This is a genomic window from Labrys sp. KB_33_2, assembly GCF_052114505.1.
Taxonomy (GTDB): domain Bacteria; phylum Pseudomonadota; class Alphaproteobacteria; order Rhizobiales; family Labraceae; genus Labrys.
Genome location: NZ_JBFREW010000011.1, coordinates 38,356 through 54,402 on the forward strand (window position 1 = coordinate 38,356; position 16,047 = coordinate 54,402).

Consider the following 16,047-nt stretch of genomic DNA (forward strand, 5'->3'; position numbering starts at 1 on the left):
TCTTGCCGCATATGAATCAGGTCGCCGTCAGCCAAGTTGGGCGCTCCGCGCCGGCTGGACGACGCTCCGGGCCTGATCCGCGATCTGGGCATAGACCTCACCCGAATATTTGATCCGCCGCTCCTGCGTTGCAAGATCGACATGGGTGATGCCGAAGGGCGTGGTGTAGCCATAGGCCCACTCGAAATTGTCCATCAGTGTCCAGGCGAAATAGCCCTGCACCGGCACGCCCTCTGCCGCGGCCCTGGCGACCTCGGCGAGATGGTCGACATAATAGAGCGCGCGCTGGTCGTCCCAGATGCGGCCGTCGGCGGTCACGGTCTCGGGGGCCGTGGCCACGCCGTTCTCGGAAATGAAGATACGCCTGGGCCGGTAGTTGGCATGGACGTGGTGGAGGACGTCGTAGATGCAACGCGGCCAGATCTCGTAGTCGACGGCGGAATAGACGCCTTCGGGCTGGATGCGCCTGTAGTTGAGCGGCGTCAGCTCGCTGCCCTCGGCGATCACCGAGCGGCGGTAGATGTTGACGCCGAGATAGTCGACCGGGGCGGCGATGACGGCGTTGTCGCCGGGCCGGATTTCCGGCAGCATCGGGCCGTAGAGCGCCAGCATGTCCTCGGGATAGCTGCCCTTGAAGACGGCGTCGAGGAACCAGCGGTTCTGGGCGCCGTCGAAACGCCGGGCGGCGGCGGCATCGCGCGGATCGGCGCTGGCCGGCTCGACCACGTTGAGGTCGAAGACGATGCCGACGGAGGCTTCGGGCGCTTCTGCGCGCACGGCCGGCACGGCCAGGCCATGGCCGAGCAAAGCGTGATGGCTGGCGGCGACGCCGCCCTTGGCGCCGTCATGAAGGCCCGGCGCGTCCTCGCCAGTGGCATGGCCAGACCAGCAGAAGGTCCAGGGTTCGTTCAAGGTGGTCCAATGCTTGACGCGGTCGCCGAAGGCGCGCGCCACCACCGAGGCATAGGCGGCGAAATGTTCGGAGGTCTCGCGATTGTACCAGCCGCCGCGGTCCTGCAGGAGCTGAGGCAGGTCCCAGTGATAGAGGGTGAGATAGGGCTCGATACCGGCTTCCAGCAAGCCGTCGATCAGCCGGTCGTAGAAGGCGATCCCCTCGGTGTTCGGCGTGCCCGTCCCCTCGGGCAGGATGCGCGTCCAGGCCACGGAAAAGCGATAGGCGTCGAGGCCGAGTTGCTTCATCACCGCAATGTCCTTGCGCCACAGATGATAGTGGTCGCAGGCGACCTCGCCGCTGCTGGCATCGACGATCACGCCGGGCTTGCGGCAGAAGCGGTCCCAGATGCTCTCGCTCTTGCCGTCGAGGTCGTGGGCGCCCTCGATCTGGTAGGCGGCCGTGGCGGCGCCGAAGACGAAGCCCTTGGGGAAGACCAGGCTGCGGGCGCGCGTTTCCAGGGCTTGCCGGTCGTTAGCGATGCTTGACGTCATATTTTCTCTCGATGGTGTTGACCAGGCTCGCCGCGGCGAGGGTCAGGACGATGTAGAAGATGGCGGCGGAGTTGTAGGGCGCGAAGGGCAGGAAGCTCGCCGACTGGAACTCGCGCATGCGCTGGGTGATGTCGCGGATCGACAGGATGGAGAGCAGCGAGGTGTCCTTGAGGATGGCGATCAACTCGTTGCCGAGCGGGGGAATGATGATGCGGAAGGCCTGCGGCAGCACCACTAGCCGCGCTGTCTTCCAGCGTGACAGGCCGATGCTGCGGGCCGCCTCGATCTGCCCCATCGGGATGGCATTGATGCCGGAGCGGAAGATTTCGGCGAGATAGGCCGAATAGGCGAAGGCCATGGCGACGATGCCGCGCAGCAGGTTGGGCGGATCGACGGCGCCCTGGGTGGCGTCCTTGAGCGCGCCGCTGAGTGGCAGGCCGATATAGAGCACGATCACCAGCATCGGGATGCCGCGGATGGTGTCGACGATGAACTCCGAGCCGATGGCGAGCGGGTGGCGGAAATTGAGATGCCCGCCGAAGGTGAGCAGGCCGAGAATGATGGCGAGCACCGCGAAAGTGATGCCGGCTGAGCGGTCGCGATCGTTCAGGAGTTCGGTCTGCCAGAGCACCGGCAGGTCGCCGGGCCGGGCGGAGGCCGGGATGAGGGCAGCCGAGACGTCCTGTTTCCTGGCGATAGCGGCAAGAGCCTCGGGCGAGCCGGCGAAGCTGCGCACTGGCACCGGCGCGTTAGGCCCACCGGGAAAGTCACCCTCGCGTACCGAGGCGATCAGGCTGGATGGCGTATTGCCGACGACCGCCACCTTGCCTTCGAGCGTACCGGCCAGGACGTAGCTGTCGCGAGGCTGCATCAGGAACCAGCCCGCAGCCACGGCAAGCGCCAGGGTGAGGGCGACGAAGATCAGGCTGGCGCGCTCGCTGTAGCGCAATTGCAGGAGGCCGACCCAGACGAGGCCGAGCAGGGCAGCCAGGAGATAGGCGGCGACGGCGGCGCGGATGGTGGTGGCGACGCCGGCCGCGAAGGCGACATGCGCAAAGAAGAACAGGCCGACGGCGCCGACGCCATTGACAAGGCCGAGGATCCAGCGCCCGGCACGCCGCACTTGCGTTTCACGCTCCGCGTTCGGGCGCCCGCCGGCGAAGAAGAGGCCGAGGCCCAGCAGGGTCAGGCCGAGATAGGCAGGCAGCAGCCAGGCTTCGGCATGGCCCAGCATCATATCGGCGTCCGGGGTGAGCTGCCGCGGCGTGACGCCCTTCACCACCAGAGCCGAGGTGAAGGGGTCGACGGCATTGGCCAGGGCCGAGGCGAGATAGGGATGCGTGAAGCCGCCCAGCGCGATCGCCAGCGCGGCCGCGAGGGTGAGGCCGGCGGCGATGAGGGCGAGGCGCGGCCTGTAGGCATGGGCGCGTGAGAAGAACAGCACGGCGAGCCCGGCCGAAAAGGCGACGGCCAGGGCGGCGAAGCCGGGCACGAAGGCGGAAGAGCCGTTCTCGACGCCGAGGATCGCCCGCAGCGAGCGCTGATAGTCGCGCGATGTCGAGAAAAGATAGATGATGAAGGGCAGGGCCGTCAGAATGATCAGATTGCTGGGGCGGATGCGTCTGAGAGTGTTCATTCGGTCCTCCCCCAACGGGGCGATCGCGGTTTCGATGTGAGCCGACACTACCCTCCCCTGGAGGGGGAGGGTCGGCCTGAAGGGCCGGGGTGGGGTGAAGATGCTTGGGGTGTAATGGTAAAAGCGGCTCAGTCTTGCGGAGAGCTCAGCCCAACCCGACGCTGCGCGTCGACCCCAGGCCATTCCAAGGGGAATGGCCGACCCCTCCAGGGGAGGGGCGGGCGCTTTATTTGGCGCCCCAATATTTGGCGATCAGTTTGTCGAGCGTACCGTCGGCCTTGATCTGCTTGATGCCTTCGTTGAAGGCCGCGACATTGTCGTCGCCCTTGCGGAAAACGAGGCCGAGAGGGTCGGATTCCAGGCCCTTGATGCCGACCACGAGGTCTCCGGCGAATTCGCGGTCGTAGGCCGGGCCATTGGCGCCGTTGATGACGACGCCGTCGACATCCTTGTTTTTCAGGGCGATGACGGAAGCGCTGAAGCTGTCATAGGCCACGACATTGTCCTTGCCGACGATCTTCTCGGCGACCTGGGCGTCGGTGGTGTTGGCCTGGGCTGAGAGCTTCTTGGCCTTGCCCTTGAAGCCATCGAGCGAGGTGTCCTGGTCTGCCACGCGCACCAGGATCGCTTGGCTGTTGACGATATAGGGATCGGAGAAATCCATCGCCTTTTTGCGTTCGTCGGTGATGGACACGCCCGAGGCGACGAGGTCGAAGCTGCCCTGGTCGAGGGCGGCGAAGATGCCATCCCAGCCGGTGGTCACGAATTCGGCCTTGCAGTTGATCTTGACGCAGATCGCGTTGACCACGTCCACGTCGAAGCCGACGATCTGGTTGGTGGCGGGGTCGACGCTCTCCATCGGCGGCGAGGTGGTGTCGGAGCCGACCTTCAGGAGTTTGCCGCCGAGATCGGCAGCCTGCGCGCCGCCGGCGAAGACCGACAACAGCAAGGCGGCCGTGATCGCGTTCAGTTTTTTCATGGTTTCCTCCTCCATTGGTTTTGTTGGTTCTATGCGTCAGCTCTTGCGGCTGCCGAGATCGTCGGGCTGCCGGACCACCAGTTCGGGCCTGAACACCTGCTTCAGCGACTCGGGTGCGGTGCCGGCCATGCGCTGCAGCAGATATTGACCGAGGAACCGCCCGCAGATCTCGATGGGCTGGTAGAAGGTGGTGACCGGCGGGTTGAAATAGGCACTGACATTGATGTCGTCATAGGCGATGACGTCGACATCGGTGCCGATCTCGCGCCCGAGGCCGGACAGGCCCGAGAGCACGCCGAGCGTGGTGGATTCGTTGACGCAGACGAAGGCGGTCGGCGGGTCGGCGCGGCCGAGCAGCTCGATCGCGGCCTTGCGGCCGAATGCCGTCGAAAGGTCGCCTTCGACGATCAGATCTGTGGATGCGCAGAGGCCCGCCTCGGCGAAGGCGCGGGTGAAGCCATCGATCCTGTCCATGGCGTAAGACAGGCGCCGCCGCGGATTGACCAGGGCGATGCGCCGATGGCCGCCGGCGATCAGCCTGGCGGTAGCGGCATGGGCGGCCCACTCATTGTCGATATCGACGTAGGCATAGTCGAGCTCCCCGCGGCAGCGCCCGAGCGAGACGAAGGGGAAGTCCCGGGCCACCAGGAAATCGACGCGCGGGTCGTCGGCGAGAATCCCCGAGAAGATCAGGCCGTCGGCGAGGCCCTGCTCGACGATGCGGCGAGCAACCTCGCAGCCATCGGCCGCGTCGCGGATGACATGCACTGAGATGTTGTAGTCGCTGCCGTCGAGGGCCTGGCTGATGCCACTGAGGATCTGGGTATATTCGACGCCGTCCCACTCATAGTCGGGGGCGGCCGTCACCGGCATCAACACGGCGGCCTGGTAGGTCTTGCCGGTGCGCAGCGCCATGCCGCGCGTATTGGCCTGGTAACCGATCTCCTGGGCAGCCTTGAAGATTGCCTCCCGCGTCTCCGGGGCAACCACGGCATGGCCACGCAGGGCCTTGGAGATGGTGGCGATGGAATAGCCTGTCCTGTCCGCCAGCGTCTTGATGGTGGGCGGTGCGGGGCGCGACGGTTGCGAGGTTTTTCCGGCCATCCTCCCCTCTGGGTCTGACGATTGCAGGATTCTGATAACAGCGAATAAAAACGTTTTCAATAAAAATAAAAACGTTTTTATTGCTGATGAGAGAGCCTTGGAAAGGTTACCGAAAGATGCCGCGGCATTTAGCGCGGGGCTGCAACCGGCTCGAAACTCGACGGGGGAGGGCTGAGGTGGCTATGGTCGGCTCGATTCTGAGCGAAAGGCCTAGCCGATGAAAACCATCTCAACCTCGCGATCGCATGGCGGGACCCAGGGCGTCTATTCCCATGCCTCGTCGAGCTGCGATTGCGAGATGACCTTCGCGGTCTTCGTGCCGCCCCAGGCCGCGGAGCGTGCTTGCCCCGTGCTTTGGTATCTGTCAGGCCTGACCTGCACGCATCAGAACGTGATGGACAAGGGCGAATATCGCCGCCTCGCCGCCGAACTCGGCCTGATCGTGGTCTGCCCCGACACCAGCCCGCGCGGCGAAGGCGTGCCGGACGAGAAGGACAATTGGCAGTTCGGCTTTGGTGCCGGCTTCTATCTCGACGCCACGCAAGAGCCTTATGTCCGCAACTACCGGATGTATTCCTATCTTACCCAGGAACTGCCGGCCCTGATCGGCGAGCATTTCCCGGCCGACATGGCGCGCCAGTCGATCTTCGGCCATTCGATGGGTGGCCATGGCGCGCTGACCATCGCGCTCAAGAACCCGCAGCACTACAAGAGCTGTTCGGCCTTCGCGCCGATCGTGCAGCCAAGCACCGCAGGCTGGTCCAGGCCAGCCCTGGAGAAATATCTCGGCACCGATGAATCTGCCTGGCGTTCCTATGACGCCACGGCCCTGATCACCGACGGCCATCGCTTCGACGCCTTCCTGGTCGACCAGGGCACGGCGGACGGCTTCCTCAAGGAAGGACTGCGGCCCTGGCTCCTGGAAGAGGCCTGCGCCAAGGCTGGTATTACGCTGACCCTGCGCATGCAGGAGGGCTACGACCACTCCTACAATTTTATCTCCACCTTCATGGACGACCATCTCGCCTGGCATGCCGAACGCCTGAGCCGGTGAGGAAAGGTGGCGCCCGGCATGCTGCTCGGGCGTCTCCTCGCGGGTCGGTGTCGATGGCCGGCCTGGTCTGTCCAAACTGAAATCCGTCCTGCGCGCGGCGGCGTGCGCATCCGCGCTTTGCGGGCTGCGGGACTCTCCCGATAGAGAGTTGACGTGGTGCCTTCCTGAAACTATCATTCAATAGTTATATTGAATGATAGTTTCATCTATCCATTTTCGGATTGGAGGTGCCGATGCCACAATTGATTGGCGTGAATGCGAGTCATGCCGAGGACCTTGCCGTGGCCTTGTCACTGCTCGGAGCAGCCGAGGAAGGGCTCTGTCCGGACCGGCAGGGCTGGGGCATCGCCTTCCATGACGGGCGGGCCGCGCGCATCTACAAGGAAGCCGGGCCGGTCAATCACAACGCCATGCTGCGAATACTCAGGGAGAGAACCTTCACCGCCACCAGCATGGTAGGGCAATTTGGCGAGAAGGGGGTCGACGAGAGCCAGCCCGGCTTCAGCCAGCTTCGCCCCTTTGACCGGGAATTGGCCGGACGCTCCTGGGTCTTCGCCCATGCCGGCTCGCTGCCGGGCATCGGCGAGCCTGTGACGTCGAGGTTCCGTGCGCTCGGCGACAGCGATTCCGAACGCGCGTTCGTCCTGCTGCTCGAGACGCTGAGCGGCTGGAGCGGGGGTGGCGATGAGCTCGACACAATGCTGGATCGCTTCGCCGATACCGTCTCCGTCATCAACGTGCATGGCGCCTTCAATTTCCTGCTCGCCGATGGCGAGCATCTATTCGTGCATGCCCATACCAGCCTGCACGTGCTGGAGATCGAAGGCGAGCGGCCGATGCGGCTGATCGCCAGCTATCCATCAGAGGACGCGCGGGCCTGGGCCTGCCTGCGGCCCAACACGCTGGCGGTTTTCCGGCAAGGCCGGCTGCTCGGGCGGCGCGCCACGCGTGGCCAAGCCCCGGCCAGCGCGTGGCAAGACGATGCGGCCAGCTTCGAGGACATGGCCGCATGCCGGCGCAAGGCGACTGAAGAACGGGCACGCCAGGCCGCCCTTTATGGCGAAGGCTTCCAGTTCGAAAGCTGCTGAAGGCCGTCCGCGATTTCGGGATCGGCCCGCCATGGCCAGTCCGCCAATCCTTTTCATCATGGAGTATGCAATGTCGATCACCACCTTGACCAAAAGCAATTTCGAGGCGGAAGTCATCAAGAAGCCCGGTGTGAGCGTCGTCCGCTTCTGGGCGCCCTGGTGCGGCCCGTGTCGGATGATGGAGCCGCTCTATCAGGATCTGGCGCAGACGCTCGCCACCAAGGCCGCCTTCGGTGAGGTCGAGATCGATGCCGAACCCGAGATCGCCGGCGCCCTGGGGATCCGCAGCATCCCGACCGTGGTCGTCTTCAAGGACGGCCGCCCGGTCGACCAGATGGTCGGGCTCGGGCCGAAGAGCAATTATGTCAGCCTGATCGAGCGCCAATTGGCGGCCTGAATCCGGTCAAGCGGCTGTGGTGACTGCCTTCGTCTCCAGGCCCACCGCGCTCCAGGCCGGATAGCCGCCGTCGAGACGGCGCGCGCGCATGCCGTGCGCGCGCAGCATCGCGGTGGCGTCGAAGGACAACACGCAATAGGGGCCCCGGCAATAAGCGACGATCTCCTGGTCCGCCGGGAGCTCGCCCAGGCGCTGCTCAAGCTGCTCGGCCGGGATGTTGATGGCGCCCGGCAGATGGCCGAGCGCGTATTCATCCTCGGGGCGGACATCGAGAAGCACGACGACGCCTTCGCGCAGGCACGTAGCCAGTTCCTCCCGCGAGATCGCCTGCAGCTTGTCGCGCCGCTCGAAGCTGTCGGCGATCAGGGCGCGGATCTCGGCGCGGTTGTACTCGGCATAGGCCCTGAGGGCGGCGAGCAAGGGCTGGATCGGACCATTGCCGAGCCGGTAGAGCACATGCTTGCCCTCCCGCCGCGTCTGCACGAAGCCCGAACGGCGCAGCTGCTGCAAATGCTGGGAGGCATTGGCGATGGAGAGATTGGCCAGCTCGGCCAGGCGTTCCACCGGCCGTTCACCCTGGGCGATGTGCTCGAGCAGGATGAGGCGATGGGCATTGCCGAGGGTGCGGGCAAGCTCGGCGAATTCGCCGAGGATCTGCATCTGGGGATCTGAGTCGCTCATTGACGGAAGACTAGATGATCTCTAATAATCAATCAATTTATTGAATGATTTATTATCTTCTGCCCGCCGCGAAGACGAGTGGGGCCGGAAAGGAATGCTGCGATGGTGAGCGGGGTAGGGGAATTGCTGGTGTCGATGCTGCTGGTGGGCATCGGCGCCACCATTGTGATGGATCTGTGGGCACTGCTGCTCAAGCATGGATTCGCAATAGCCTCTCTCGATTATGCCATGGTCGGGCGCTGGATCGGGCATCTGCCGCGGGGTCGCCTCGTCCATGCCGGCATCGGCCGGACGGATGCGATTCCTGGCGAAAAAGCCATCGGCTGGCTTGCCCATTATGCCATCGGAGTCGTGTTTGCCGGCCTGCTTCTGACCGTGGTCGGGCCGGATTGGCTCCGGCATCCCACGCCGCTGCCGGCGCTGGTGTTCGGCGTCGTCAGCCTGGTGGCGCCCTTCTTCATCCTGCAACCTGGGCTGGGGGCAGGTATCGCGGCCCGCAAGACGCCGAACCCCGGCATTGCCCGTCTGCGCAGTCTGGCTGCCCATCTCGCCTTCGGCGCCGGTCTTTATGTGTCGGCGTTGCTGATCCGGGCGCTCGGCTGGGTGGCCTGACGGGACGTTCAGATCCAGGAATGTAGCGGCGGCTGCACGCCGTTGAGGTAGAACTGGCCGATGGCGTTGTATTTCCAGCGCACCGGATCGTGCAGCGTATGGGTGCGGGCGTCGCGCCAATAGCGGTCAAGCCCGTGCCGGGCCAGGGTCGAGCGCGTGCCGGCGAGTTCGAACAGCTTGTTGGCGGCGAGGATGGCGATCTCCGTGGTGAGCACCTTGGCTTCCGCCACGGCCACCTTGGCAAGGGCGATCGAGTGCTCGCTGGTATCGGCCAGGGTTGCATCGAGCTGCCGCCCGGCCCGCCAGAGCAATTCCTCGGCCGCGTGCAGGCGAATACGCAGATTGCCGATTTCGCCGATGACATAGGGATCCTCGCGGGCGGTGTCGCGACCGCTGTCGATCCAGGGACGGGCCTGCTCGCGCACGAAGTCGATGGTGGTGGTGAGAGCCCCGCGCGCGATGCCGGCATCAATAGCCGCATGGATCAGCTGGCTGCGCGGACCGGCCGCGCTCGGACGCTCATAGACCAGATGGGCCTGCAGGACGCGCTCCGCGGGAATGGCGACATTGTCGAGCACCACAGTGCCGCTGGCGGTGGTACGCTGGCCGAAGGCAGACCAGTCGTCGATCACCGAAAGACCTTCGGCGTCGCGGTCGGCAACGGCCACCACGATCCGCCCGTCCTCGTCGAGAGCGACGATGGGCACGAGATGGGCGAAGAGGGCACCGGTCGAATAGAATTTGCGGCCGTTGACCCGGAAATCGTCGCCGTCACGGCTGAGGCGCGTCTCGAAGCTCTCGACATTCTTGCCCTGGAATTCGGAGAAGGCATTGCCGAGGCGATGGCCTGATAGCACCAGGGCGAAGAGGTCTCGCTTCTGCGCCTCGCTGCCGGATCCTTCGATGACGTCGAGGATCTCGAACTGGTTCTGTGGGATCTGCGCGAGCGAGGGATCGGCCGCCGCCAGGATGGCGAAGACCCGGGCCACGGTGACCTGCGAAACCCCGGCGCCGCCATGGATCCTGGGAATGGTGATGCCACCGAGCCCGCTTTGGGACAGCCGGTCGAGCTCGGCCACCGGATGGCGACGCTCGCGATCGCGCTCTGCCGCTCCCGCGGCAAAACCGGGCGCGAGGCTTTCGGCAACCGCAATGGCCTCGGCATCGTCGGCGATGACGTGAGCCGGCGTGGCGGGACGGGCAGGGGAGGTGGAGGATGCGGTCACGGGGGGCTCCGGCAGGGGAAGGGGACGACAATCCGATTGGCGCGAGTTTGTTGGATTGAGGCGCGATCAATCCTTCCCCGGCTTCGGGGAAGGTGTCGCTGCCTAGCAGCGACGGAAGGGGGCGAGCGGCATAAGTCATGCTAGTTGCGCCACTCTCCCCCACCCGGCCTCGCTGCGCGAGGCCACCCTCCCCGGTTTCGGGGAGGGATTCCTGCGTGCGCGTTCAGAAGGCCGGGAAGATCTGGCCCTGATAGCGGGTCTTGATGAAGTCGCGCGTGGCATCGCTGTTGAGGGCCTTGGCCAGGATCTTGATGGCCGGCTTGTCCTTGTCGGCCGGGCGGGTCACCAGATATTCGCCCCAGATGTTGCGGCCGTCCTGGCCACGGTCGATATAGAGCGACTTGTTGACGTCGAGCTTGGCCTCCAGCACGTAATTGCCGTTCAGCGCGCCGAGATCGACCTGCGACAGCGCCCTCGGCAGCATGGCCGACTCAAGCTCGACGATCTTGAGATGCTTGGGGTTGTCCGTGATGTCCTTGAGGGTGGGTAGCGGATCCTCAGGCGTCTCCAGCTCCGGCTTGCCCTTCAGCTTCAGGAGGCCGACCTTCTGCAGCAACAACAGGCCCCGGCCGCCATTGACGGGATCGTTGGGGATGGCCACCGTCGCGCCGTCCTTGAGTTGGTCGATGGCGGTGATCTTGCTGGAGTAAGCCACGAAGGGCTCGACATGAACCGGCACGATCGGCACCAGGTCGGTGCCGCGCTGCTTGTTGTAGTCGTTCAGGAAGGGCCGGTACTGGTAGTAATTGGCGTCGAGCTGGCCCGAGACCAACTGGGCATTGGGCTGGATATAGTCGGAGAAGACCTTGATCTTGAGGTCGAGACCTTCCTTCGCCACGATCGGCTTGACGAATTCCAGGATCTCGGCGTGCGGCACGGCGGTGGCGCCGACGGTGAGTGTTTCCTGCGCCCGCGCCGAGGTGAAGCCGAGAGCGAGCAGGGAGGCGATGACGGGCAGCGCTTTGAAGATGCGCATGAGAGGTCCTTCCGAAGGGGTCATTTGCGGGAGAAATGGGCGACCAGCCGGTTGCCGCTGGCCTGGATGGCCTGGACGAGCAGCACCAGGATCAGGACGGTGACGACCATGATCTCGGTCTGGAAGCGCTGATAGCCGTAGCGGATGGCGAGATCGCCGATGCCGCCGCCGCCGATGGCGCCCGACATCGCCGTGTAGTCGATCAGGACGATGGCGGTGACGGTCATGGCGGCGATCAGGCCGGGAAGTGCTTCGGGCAGCAAGGCGCGCAACACGATCTGGCTATGGGAAGCGCCCATCGCCTGCGAGGCTTCGATGACGCCTCGGTCGACTTCGCGCAGGGCGGTCTCCACCAATCGCGCGAAGAAGGGGATGGTGCCGATTACCAAAGGCGGGATGACGCCGCGCACACCCAACGAGGTGCCCGAGATCAGCACGGTGACCGGCATCAGCACCACCAGCAGGATGATGAAGGGCACCGAACGCACGATGTTGAGCACGAAGGAGAGCACGCCATAGGCAAACGGCTGCTGCAGCAATTGGCGTCGCCCGGTGAGGAAGAGCAGCACGCCGAGCGGCAGGCCGACCAGGATGGTGAAGCCAAGCGCGCCTCCCAGCATCGACAGGGTATCGAGCAGTGCGGCCCAGATGTCGGCCCAGTCGATCGCTTCAAGCGACAGCATGGAGCGCCTCCCCGGCAGAGGCCTCGACGCCTTCACCGTTCAACCGCTCGACGTCGACGCCCGCTGCCGTCAGGCGGCCGATGGCAGCGGCGCTGTTGCCGCCGACGAGGGCGACCGTGAGCTGGGCATAGGGCGTCTGGCGGATGCGGCCGACACGCCCACCGAGGATGGCGTAGTCGACGCCCGTCTCGGCCGCGATGCGGCCGAGGATCGGCCGATGCGCGGTCTCGCCGAGGAAGGTGAGCCGGAAAAGCGGGCCTGTGCTGCCGCCGGTCAGGCCGGGATCGGTATCGCCGCCATCATGCTCGGCCTCACGGACAAGGCGTAGCGTGGCCGGGTGGCTCGGATGCAGGAAGACACGGGAGACGGGGCCTTCCTCGACGATCCGGCCCGCGTCGATCACGGCGACGCGGTCGCAGCTCTGGCGGATCACGTCCATCTCGTGGGTGATCAGCACGATGGTGAGGCCAAGTTCGCGGTTGATCTCCTGCAGGAGGTCGAGCACCGAACGGGTGGTCTGCGGGTCGAGTGCGCTGGTGGCTTCGTCGCAAAGCAGGATCTGCGGCGAGCAGGCAAGGGCGCGGGCGATGCCGACGCGCTGCTTCTGCCCGCCCGAGAGCTGGCGCGGATATTTGTCGGCATGGGCGGCAAGGCCCACGCGTTCGAGCAACGCATCCACGCGCGCCTTGATTGCCTTGCGGTCGAAACCGCCGGCGAGCTGCAGCGGGAAGGCGACATTGGCGGCGACGGTGCGGGCATTGAGCAGGTTGAAATGCTGGAAGACCATGCCGATCCGGCGGCGCAGATCGCGCAGATCCCGGCCCGCCAGGGCGGTCGTCCGCCGTTCGCCGATGAAGATCTCGCCGCTGGTCGGACGCTCCAGCAGGTTGATCAGACGTACCAGAGTGGACTTGCCGGCGCCCGAGGAGCCGATGATGCCCAGGATTTCGCCTGCGTGAACTTCGAGGTCGATGCCGTCCAGGGCGGGCACGGCGCGGCCGGCCACGCCATAATGTTTCGATATGCCCGTCAGTCTGATCATGCCGGCCTGCATAGGAAGCAAGCCGTCGCAGGACGGTTGCTGGAGGGGAGTGCAGCGGGGGCTTGGGCCAGATGCCGTGGCCCCATCGGCCACGGCACTAGGCATAGACGGGCGGATGCTTTGCCGTCAATGGAATTATATTAAATTTATAGACAATATAGATATTGGAATCGTGACACGGCGGCTACCGGCCGCAGGGCGACGGCCGACTTCGGCCGAAGACCAAGGCGAGGCACTGGTCGGAGCGATGATCGGGGACTGATGCCCACGCGTCTTCGCCGGGTGCCGTACGGCGTGATACTGCCGTGACGTGCCGAGGCTCGTCCCAACGAAATACGACAGCTGTCGTATGTGTTTCGGTGCCGGTCAGGCATAGTTCTCTCAGGCGAACGGCGCGAAGCTGCGCCCCTGCCTCGCAGGCCGTTCGGACCCGCTTGCGTCTCCGCGCCCGGTCATACCCATCGTTGAGGAACCGCCATGCCCATTCTGGAGCCTTGGATCCCCTTTGCCCTCGCCACCCTGGCCTTTGCCTGCATGCCGGGACCGGCGATCCTCTATATGACCGCGCAGACGCTCGCCCATGGCCGGCGCGCCGGCCTGATGGCCGCCCTCGGCGTCCATCTCGGCTGCTATGCCCATATCGCGGCGGCGGCCATCGGGCTGGCGGCGCTGCTCGAACACGCGCCGGCGCTCTTCGTCGCGATCCGCCTCGCCGGAGCGGCCTATCTTGCCTGGCTCGGCCTCACCATATTTTTGAGCCGGACCGCCGTCTGCGAAGCGACGGCGCGGCCCCAGCCCAATGTCCTGCGCGACAGCATCGTCGTCGAAGTCCTCAATCCCAAGACCGCCCTGTTCTTCCTGACCTTCCTGCCGCAATTCGTCGACCCGGCTGCCGCGACCCCGGTCTGGCTGCAGTTTCTCGTATTGGGGCTCGTCGTCAATTGCGCCTTTTCGATTGCCGATCTCGCGGCAGTCGGCCTTGCCTCGCTCAGCCTCGCCACGCTGGCGGCCAGTTCGGTGGGACGGCTGGTGCCCAAAGTGTCCGGCTCGATCCTGATAGCCCTCAGCGTCGCCTTGGTGGCGCATTACAATTGACGGTGTCGCGGGAGGGCAAGGAATGACCGATTGCTTGTCGCGTGATCAAATACTCGGCATCCATCTCGCGGCGGAGCTTTCATCTTGCGACGACGCTTTCCTGGCCGCATTGATGGGCCCATGGGCGAGACGCCCGCCATCCTATCCCCCGGAGCCGGGACCGTGACCCACTCGCAAGGCGACAGGCGCAAGGACGAGCGCCTGCAAGCCGCCCTGATCGATCTGCTCTACCGCCAGTCCCGCGCGGTGATGTTCGCCAATCTGATCATTCCCTGGCCGGTCGCCTATGTCCTTCGCCACGTGGTGCCGGGCGGCCAGCTCCTGGCCTGGGTCGCCTCGATCTACGTGCTGACCGGCGCGCGACTTTACTTGTCGCACCTCTATTTTCGCAGCCAGGGCAAGGGCAGGGTGCCGTTGGCTTGGGCCCGTTCTTTCACCCTCTTGTCGGTGGTGTCGAGCCTGTTGTGGGGCGTGGTCGGCTGGATCGGCTTCGTGCCGGCCGAACCGCATCTCATCGCCTTCGTCTGCATCGTGATCGTCGGCATGGCGGGCGGGGCAGTGCCTTCGCTGTCGGCCTATCCGCCGGCCTATGCCGGCTTGCTGATTGCGATGACCTTGCCTTTCGCTCTGCGCTGCCTCGGCATGGAAGGTACGATCTATTCGGTCTATCTCACTTTCCTGACCTGCCTGGTCGTCGTCTATCTCTATTACAGCCGCATCACCTATCTATCGCTGCGCGAGACGGTGGCGCTGCGCTTCGAGAATGTCGCCCTGGTCGCCGGGCTGGAGCGCGAGCGTGACCGCGCCACCGCAGCCGACCGGGCCAAGACCCGCTTCCTGGCCGCGGCCAGCCATGATCTGCGCCAGCCCATCCATGCACTCGGCCTGTTCACTGCGACGCTGGCGTCCATGGCCGGGAAGGGGGATGTGCGCGCGGAAGATGCGAGGCTTCTCGCCGACAAGCTGCGCTCGGGGATCTCAGCGCTTGGCGGATTGCTGCATGGGCTCATCGACGTTTCCCGCCTCGATGCCGGCCTCGTGCCCGTCGAGCCCCAGTCCCTGTCACTTTCCCAGCTCCTTTCCAGCCTGCGTGAGGAATATGCCGGCCAGGCACGAGAGCGGGGCATCGACCTGCGCATCGTCACCTGCAGCGCCTGGGTGCACAGCGATCCGGTACAGCTTAAGCGCATCCTCGACAATTTCCTGTCCAATGCGCTGCGCTATGCGCCGGCAGGCCGGGTGGTTGTCGGGGCTCGGCGGCGCGGAAAGACCCTGGATATCGTGGTCGCCGATGACGGCCCGGGCATTCCCGCCGATCAACAGGGACTGGTCTTCGAGGAATTCACCCAGATCGACAATCCCGAGCGCAGCCGGCATCAGGGACTGGGTCTCGGCCTTGCCATCGTCAGGCGCCTGGCGGAACTGCTTCAGCATCCATTGGGCTTGCGCTCCGCACCCGGCAGAGGCTCCGCCTTCTCGATCACGGTGCCTCGTGTTTCATCGCCTGCAGCCGAAACGAGCCGCATCACGGCGCAGGGGGACGAGCCAGGTGGCGGACAGGCGATCATGGTGCTGGACGACGATGCCGGCGTGCTCGACGGCATCACCACGCTGCTGGCGGCCTGGGGGTATCGCGTTCACGGCGGCGCCAATGTGGCGGAGCTTTGCCGCCACCATGCCGACGCTATCCGGCCGGGCCGGGTCGGCCTGATCATCGCCGATTATCGCCTGGCCGGCGGCGTGACCGGCAGCCAGGCGATCGAGCAGTTGATCGCGCATCTGGGCTATACGGTCCCGGCGCTGATCGTCACTGGCGACACCACGCCGCAACGATTGCGCGAACTTGCCGGGAGCGGGCACGAGGTCCTGCATAAGCCCCTGGCGCCCGATCTCCTGCAGAGCGCGATCTGCCGGGCCATTTCGGAAACCGAGGCGGTATAGCCCGATCCGGCAATCTTGGCGCTGGCT

At 65.2% G+C, this 16,047-nt stretch carries 15 protein-coding genes; 6 read left to right on the forward strand and 9 right to left on the reverse strand.

The window, feature by feature from the left end; all coding sequences use genetic code 11:
- Nucleotides 1–27: 27 nt before the first annotated feature.
- From AB4037_RS19700 to AB4037_RS19715, 4 genes are all read right to left on the reverse strand, one after another.
- A complete protein-coding gene (locus tag AB4037_RS19700) occupies nt 28–1,446 on the reverse strand; it encodes a GH1 family beta-glucosidase (RefSeq protein ID WP_441772668.1) in 1,419 nt (472 codons plus the stop codon).
- The gene (locus AB4037_RS19705; protein ID WP_441772669.1) at nt 1,427–3,082 is read right to left on the reverse strand and encodes an amino acid ABC transporter permease; all 1,656 of its coding nucleotides are present in this window, start codon (nt 3,080–3,082) and stop codon (nt 1,427–1,429) included. The genes AB4037_RS19700 and AB4037_RS19705 overlap by 20 nt, the downstream gene beginning before the upstream one ends.
- A gap of 226 nt (nt 3,083–3,308) precedes the next feature.
- Nucleotides 3,309–4,061, reverse strand: coding sequence for a transporter substrate-binding domain-containing protein (locus tag AB4037_RS19710; protein WP_441772670.1), 753 nt, complete (start codon nt 4,059–4,061; stop codon nt 3,309–3,311).
- 36 nt (nt 4,062–4,097) lie between these two features.
- Entirely contained in the window at nt 4,098–5,165 is a 1,068-nt protein-coding gene (locus tag AB4037_RS19715) for a LacI family DNA-binding transcriptional regulator (RefSeq protein WP_434955232.1), read from the reverse strand.
- Between the two features lie 217 nt (nt 5,166–5,382).
- On the opposite strand from AB4037_RS19715, the gene fghA reads away from it, so the two are divergent.
- The 3 genes from fghA to trxA all read left to right on the forward strand — a co-directional run bounded on the left by fghA (nt 5,383) and on the right by trxA (nt 7,704).
- Nucleotides 5,383–6,219 carry an S-formylglutathione hydrolase gene (gene fghA, locus AB4037_RS19720; RefSeq protein WP_441772671.1) on the forward strand — a complete coding sequence of 279 codons (837 nt, stop codon included), beginning with the start codon at nt 5,383–5,385 and terminating at the stop codon, nt 6,217–6,219.
- Nucleotides 6,220–6,452: 233 nt separating this feature from the next.
- Complete coding sequence (locus tag AB4037_RS19725) at nt 6,453–7,307, forward strand: class II glutamine amidotransferase (RefSeq protein ID WP_441772672.1); 855 nt, start codon at nt 6,453–6,455, stop codon at nt 7,305–7,307.
- Nucleotides 7,308–7,377: 70 nt separating this feature from the next.
- Complete coding sequence (trxA, locus tag AB4037_RS19730) at nt 7,378–7,704, forward strand: thioredoxin (RefSeq protein ID WP_441772673.1); 327 nt, start codon at nt 7,378–7,380, stop codon at nt 7,702–7,704.
- Between the two features lie 6 nt (nt 7,705–7,710).
- Here the strand turns inward: trxA and AB4037_RS19735 are convergent, their stop codons facing one another.
- Complete coding sequence (locus tag AB4037_RS19735) at nt 7,711–8,385, reverse strand: ArsR/SmtB family transcription factor (RefSeq protein WP_434955236.1); 675 nt, start codon at nt 8,383–8,385, stop codon at nt 7,711–7,713.
- 102 nt (nt 8,386–8,487) lie between these two features.
- On the opposite strand from AB4037_RS19735, the gene AB4037_RS19740 reads away from it, so the two are divergent.
- Nucleotides 8,488–8,997: a DUF2938 domain-containing protein gene (locus AB4037_RS19740; protein ID WP_434955237.1), complete on the forward strand. Its 510-nt coding sequence runs from the start codon at nt 8,488–8,490 to the stop codon at nt 8,995–8,997.
- 8 nt (nt 8,998–9,005) lie between these two features.
- Here the strand turns inward: AB4037_RS19740 and AB4037_RS19745 are convergent, their stop codons facing one another.
- The 4 genes from AB4037_RS19745 to AB4037_RS19760 form a co-directional block, all read right to left on the reverse strand.
- Nucleotides 9,006–10,223 (reverse strand): SfnB family sulfur acquisition oxidoreductase, encoded by a 1,218-nt coding sequence (locus AB4037_RS19745; RefSeq protein WP_441772674.1) that lies wholly within the window; start codon nt 10,221–10,223, stop codon nt 9,006–9,008.
- A gap of 223 nt (nt 10,224–10,446) precedes the next feature.
- The gene (locus tag AB4037_RS19750; protein WP_434955239.1) at nt 10,447–11,259 is read right to left on the reverse strand and encodes a MetQ/NlpA family ABC transporter substrate-binding protein; all 813 of its coding nucleotides are present in this window, start codon (nt 11,257–11,259) and stop codon (nt 10,447–10,449) included.
- Between the two features lie 20 nt (nt 11,260–11,279).
- A complete protein-coding gene (locus AB4037_RS19755; RefSeq protein ID WP_441772675.1) occupies nt 11,280–11,942 on the reverse strand; it encodes a methionine ABC transporter permease in 663 nt (220 codons plus the stop codon).
- A complete protein-coding gene (locus tag AB4037_RS19760; RefSeq protein ID WP_441772676.1) occupies nt 11,929–12,984 on the reverse strand; it encodes a methionine ABC transporter ATP-binding protein in 1,056 nt (351 codons plus the stop codon). The genes AB4037_RS19755 and AB4037_RS19760 overlap by 14 nt, the downstream gene beginning before the upstream one ends.
- Before the next feature lie 477 nt (nt 12,985–13,461).
- On the opposite strand from AB4037_RS19760, the gene AB4037_RS19765 reads away from it, so the two are divergent.
- Entirely contained in the window at nt 13,462–14,079 is a 618-nt protein-coding gene (locus AB4037_RS19765; RefSeq protein WP_441772677.1) for a LysE family translocator, read from the forward strand.
- A 162-nt stretch (nt 14,080–14,241) separates the two neighbouring features.
- Nucleotides 14,242–16,020, forward strand: a complete 1,779-nt coding sequence (locus AB4037_RS19770) for an ATP-binding protein (protein ID WP_441772678.1) — start codon at nt 14,242–14,244, stop codon at nt 16,018–16,020.
- Nucleotides 16,021–16,047: the final 27 nt, after the last annotated feature.

Bases quoted from the DNA above. Each gene is read 5' to 3' on its own strand.
- AB4037_RS19710 (WP_441772670.1), bottom strand. From the start codon at position 4,061: ATGAAAAAACTGAACGCGATCACGGCCGCCTTGCTGTTGTCGGTCTTC.
- AB4037_RS19765 (WP_441772677.1), top strand. From the start codon at position 13,462: ATGCCCATTCTGGAGCCTTGGATCCCCTTTGCCCTCGCCACCCTGGCC.
- trxA (WP_441772673.1), top strand. From the start codon at position 7,378: ATGTCGATCACCACCTTGACCAAAAGCAATTTCGAGGCGGAAGTCATC.
- AB4037_RS19725 (WP_441772672.1), top strand. From the start codon at position 6,453: ATGCCACAATTGATTGGCGTGAATGCGAGTCATGCCGAGGACCTTGCC.
- AB4037_RS19700 (WP_441772668.1), bottom strand. From the start codon at position 1,446: ATGACGTCAAGCATCGCTAACGACCGGCAAGCCCTGGAAACGCGCGCC.
- AB4037_RS19760 (WP_441772676.1), bottom strand. From the start codon at position 12,984: ATGATCAGACTGACGGGCATATCGAAACATTATGGCGTGGCCGGCCGC.
- AB4037_RS19750 (WP_434955239.1), bottom strand. From the start codon at position 11,259: ATGCGCATCTTCAAAGCGCTGCCCGTCATCGCCTCCCTGCTCGCTCTC.
- fghA (WP_441772671.1), top strand. From the start codon at position 5,383: ATGAAAACCATCTCAACCTCGCGATCGCATGGCGGGACCCAGGGCGTC.
- AB4037_RS19740 (WP_434955237.1), top strand. From the start codon at position 8,488: ATGGTGAGCGGGGTAGGGGAATTGCTGGTGTCGATGCTGCTGGTGGGC.
- AB4037_RS19705 (WP_441772669.1), bottom strand. From the start codon at position 3,082: ATGAACACTCTCAGACGCATCCGCCCCAGCAATCTGATCATTCTGACG.
- AB4037_RS19755 (WP_441772675.1), bottom strand. From the start codon at position 11,942: ATGCTGTCGCTTGAAGCGATCGACTGGGCCGACATCTGGGCCGCACTG.
- AB4037_RS19715 (WP_434955232.1), bottom strand. From the start codon at position 5,165: ATGGCCGGAAAAACCTCGCAACCGTCGCGCCCCGCACCGCCCACCATC.
- AB4037_RS19735 (WP_434955236.1), bottom strand. From the start codon at position 8,385: ATGAGCGACTCAGATCCCCAGATGCAGATCCTCGGCGAATTCGCCGAG.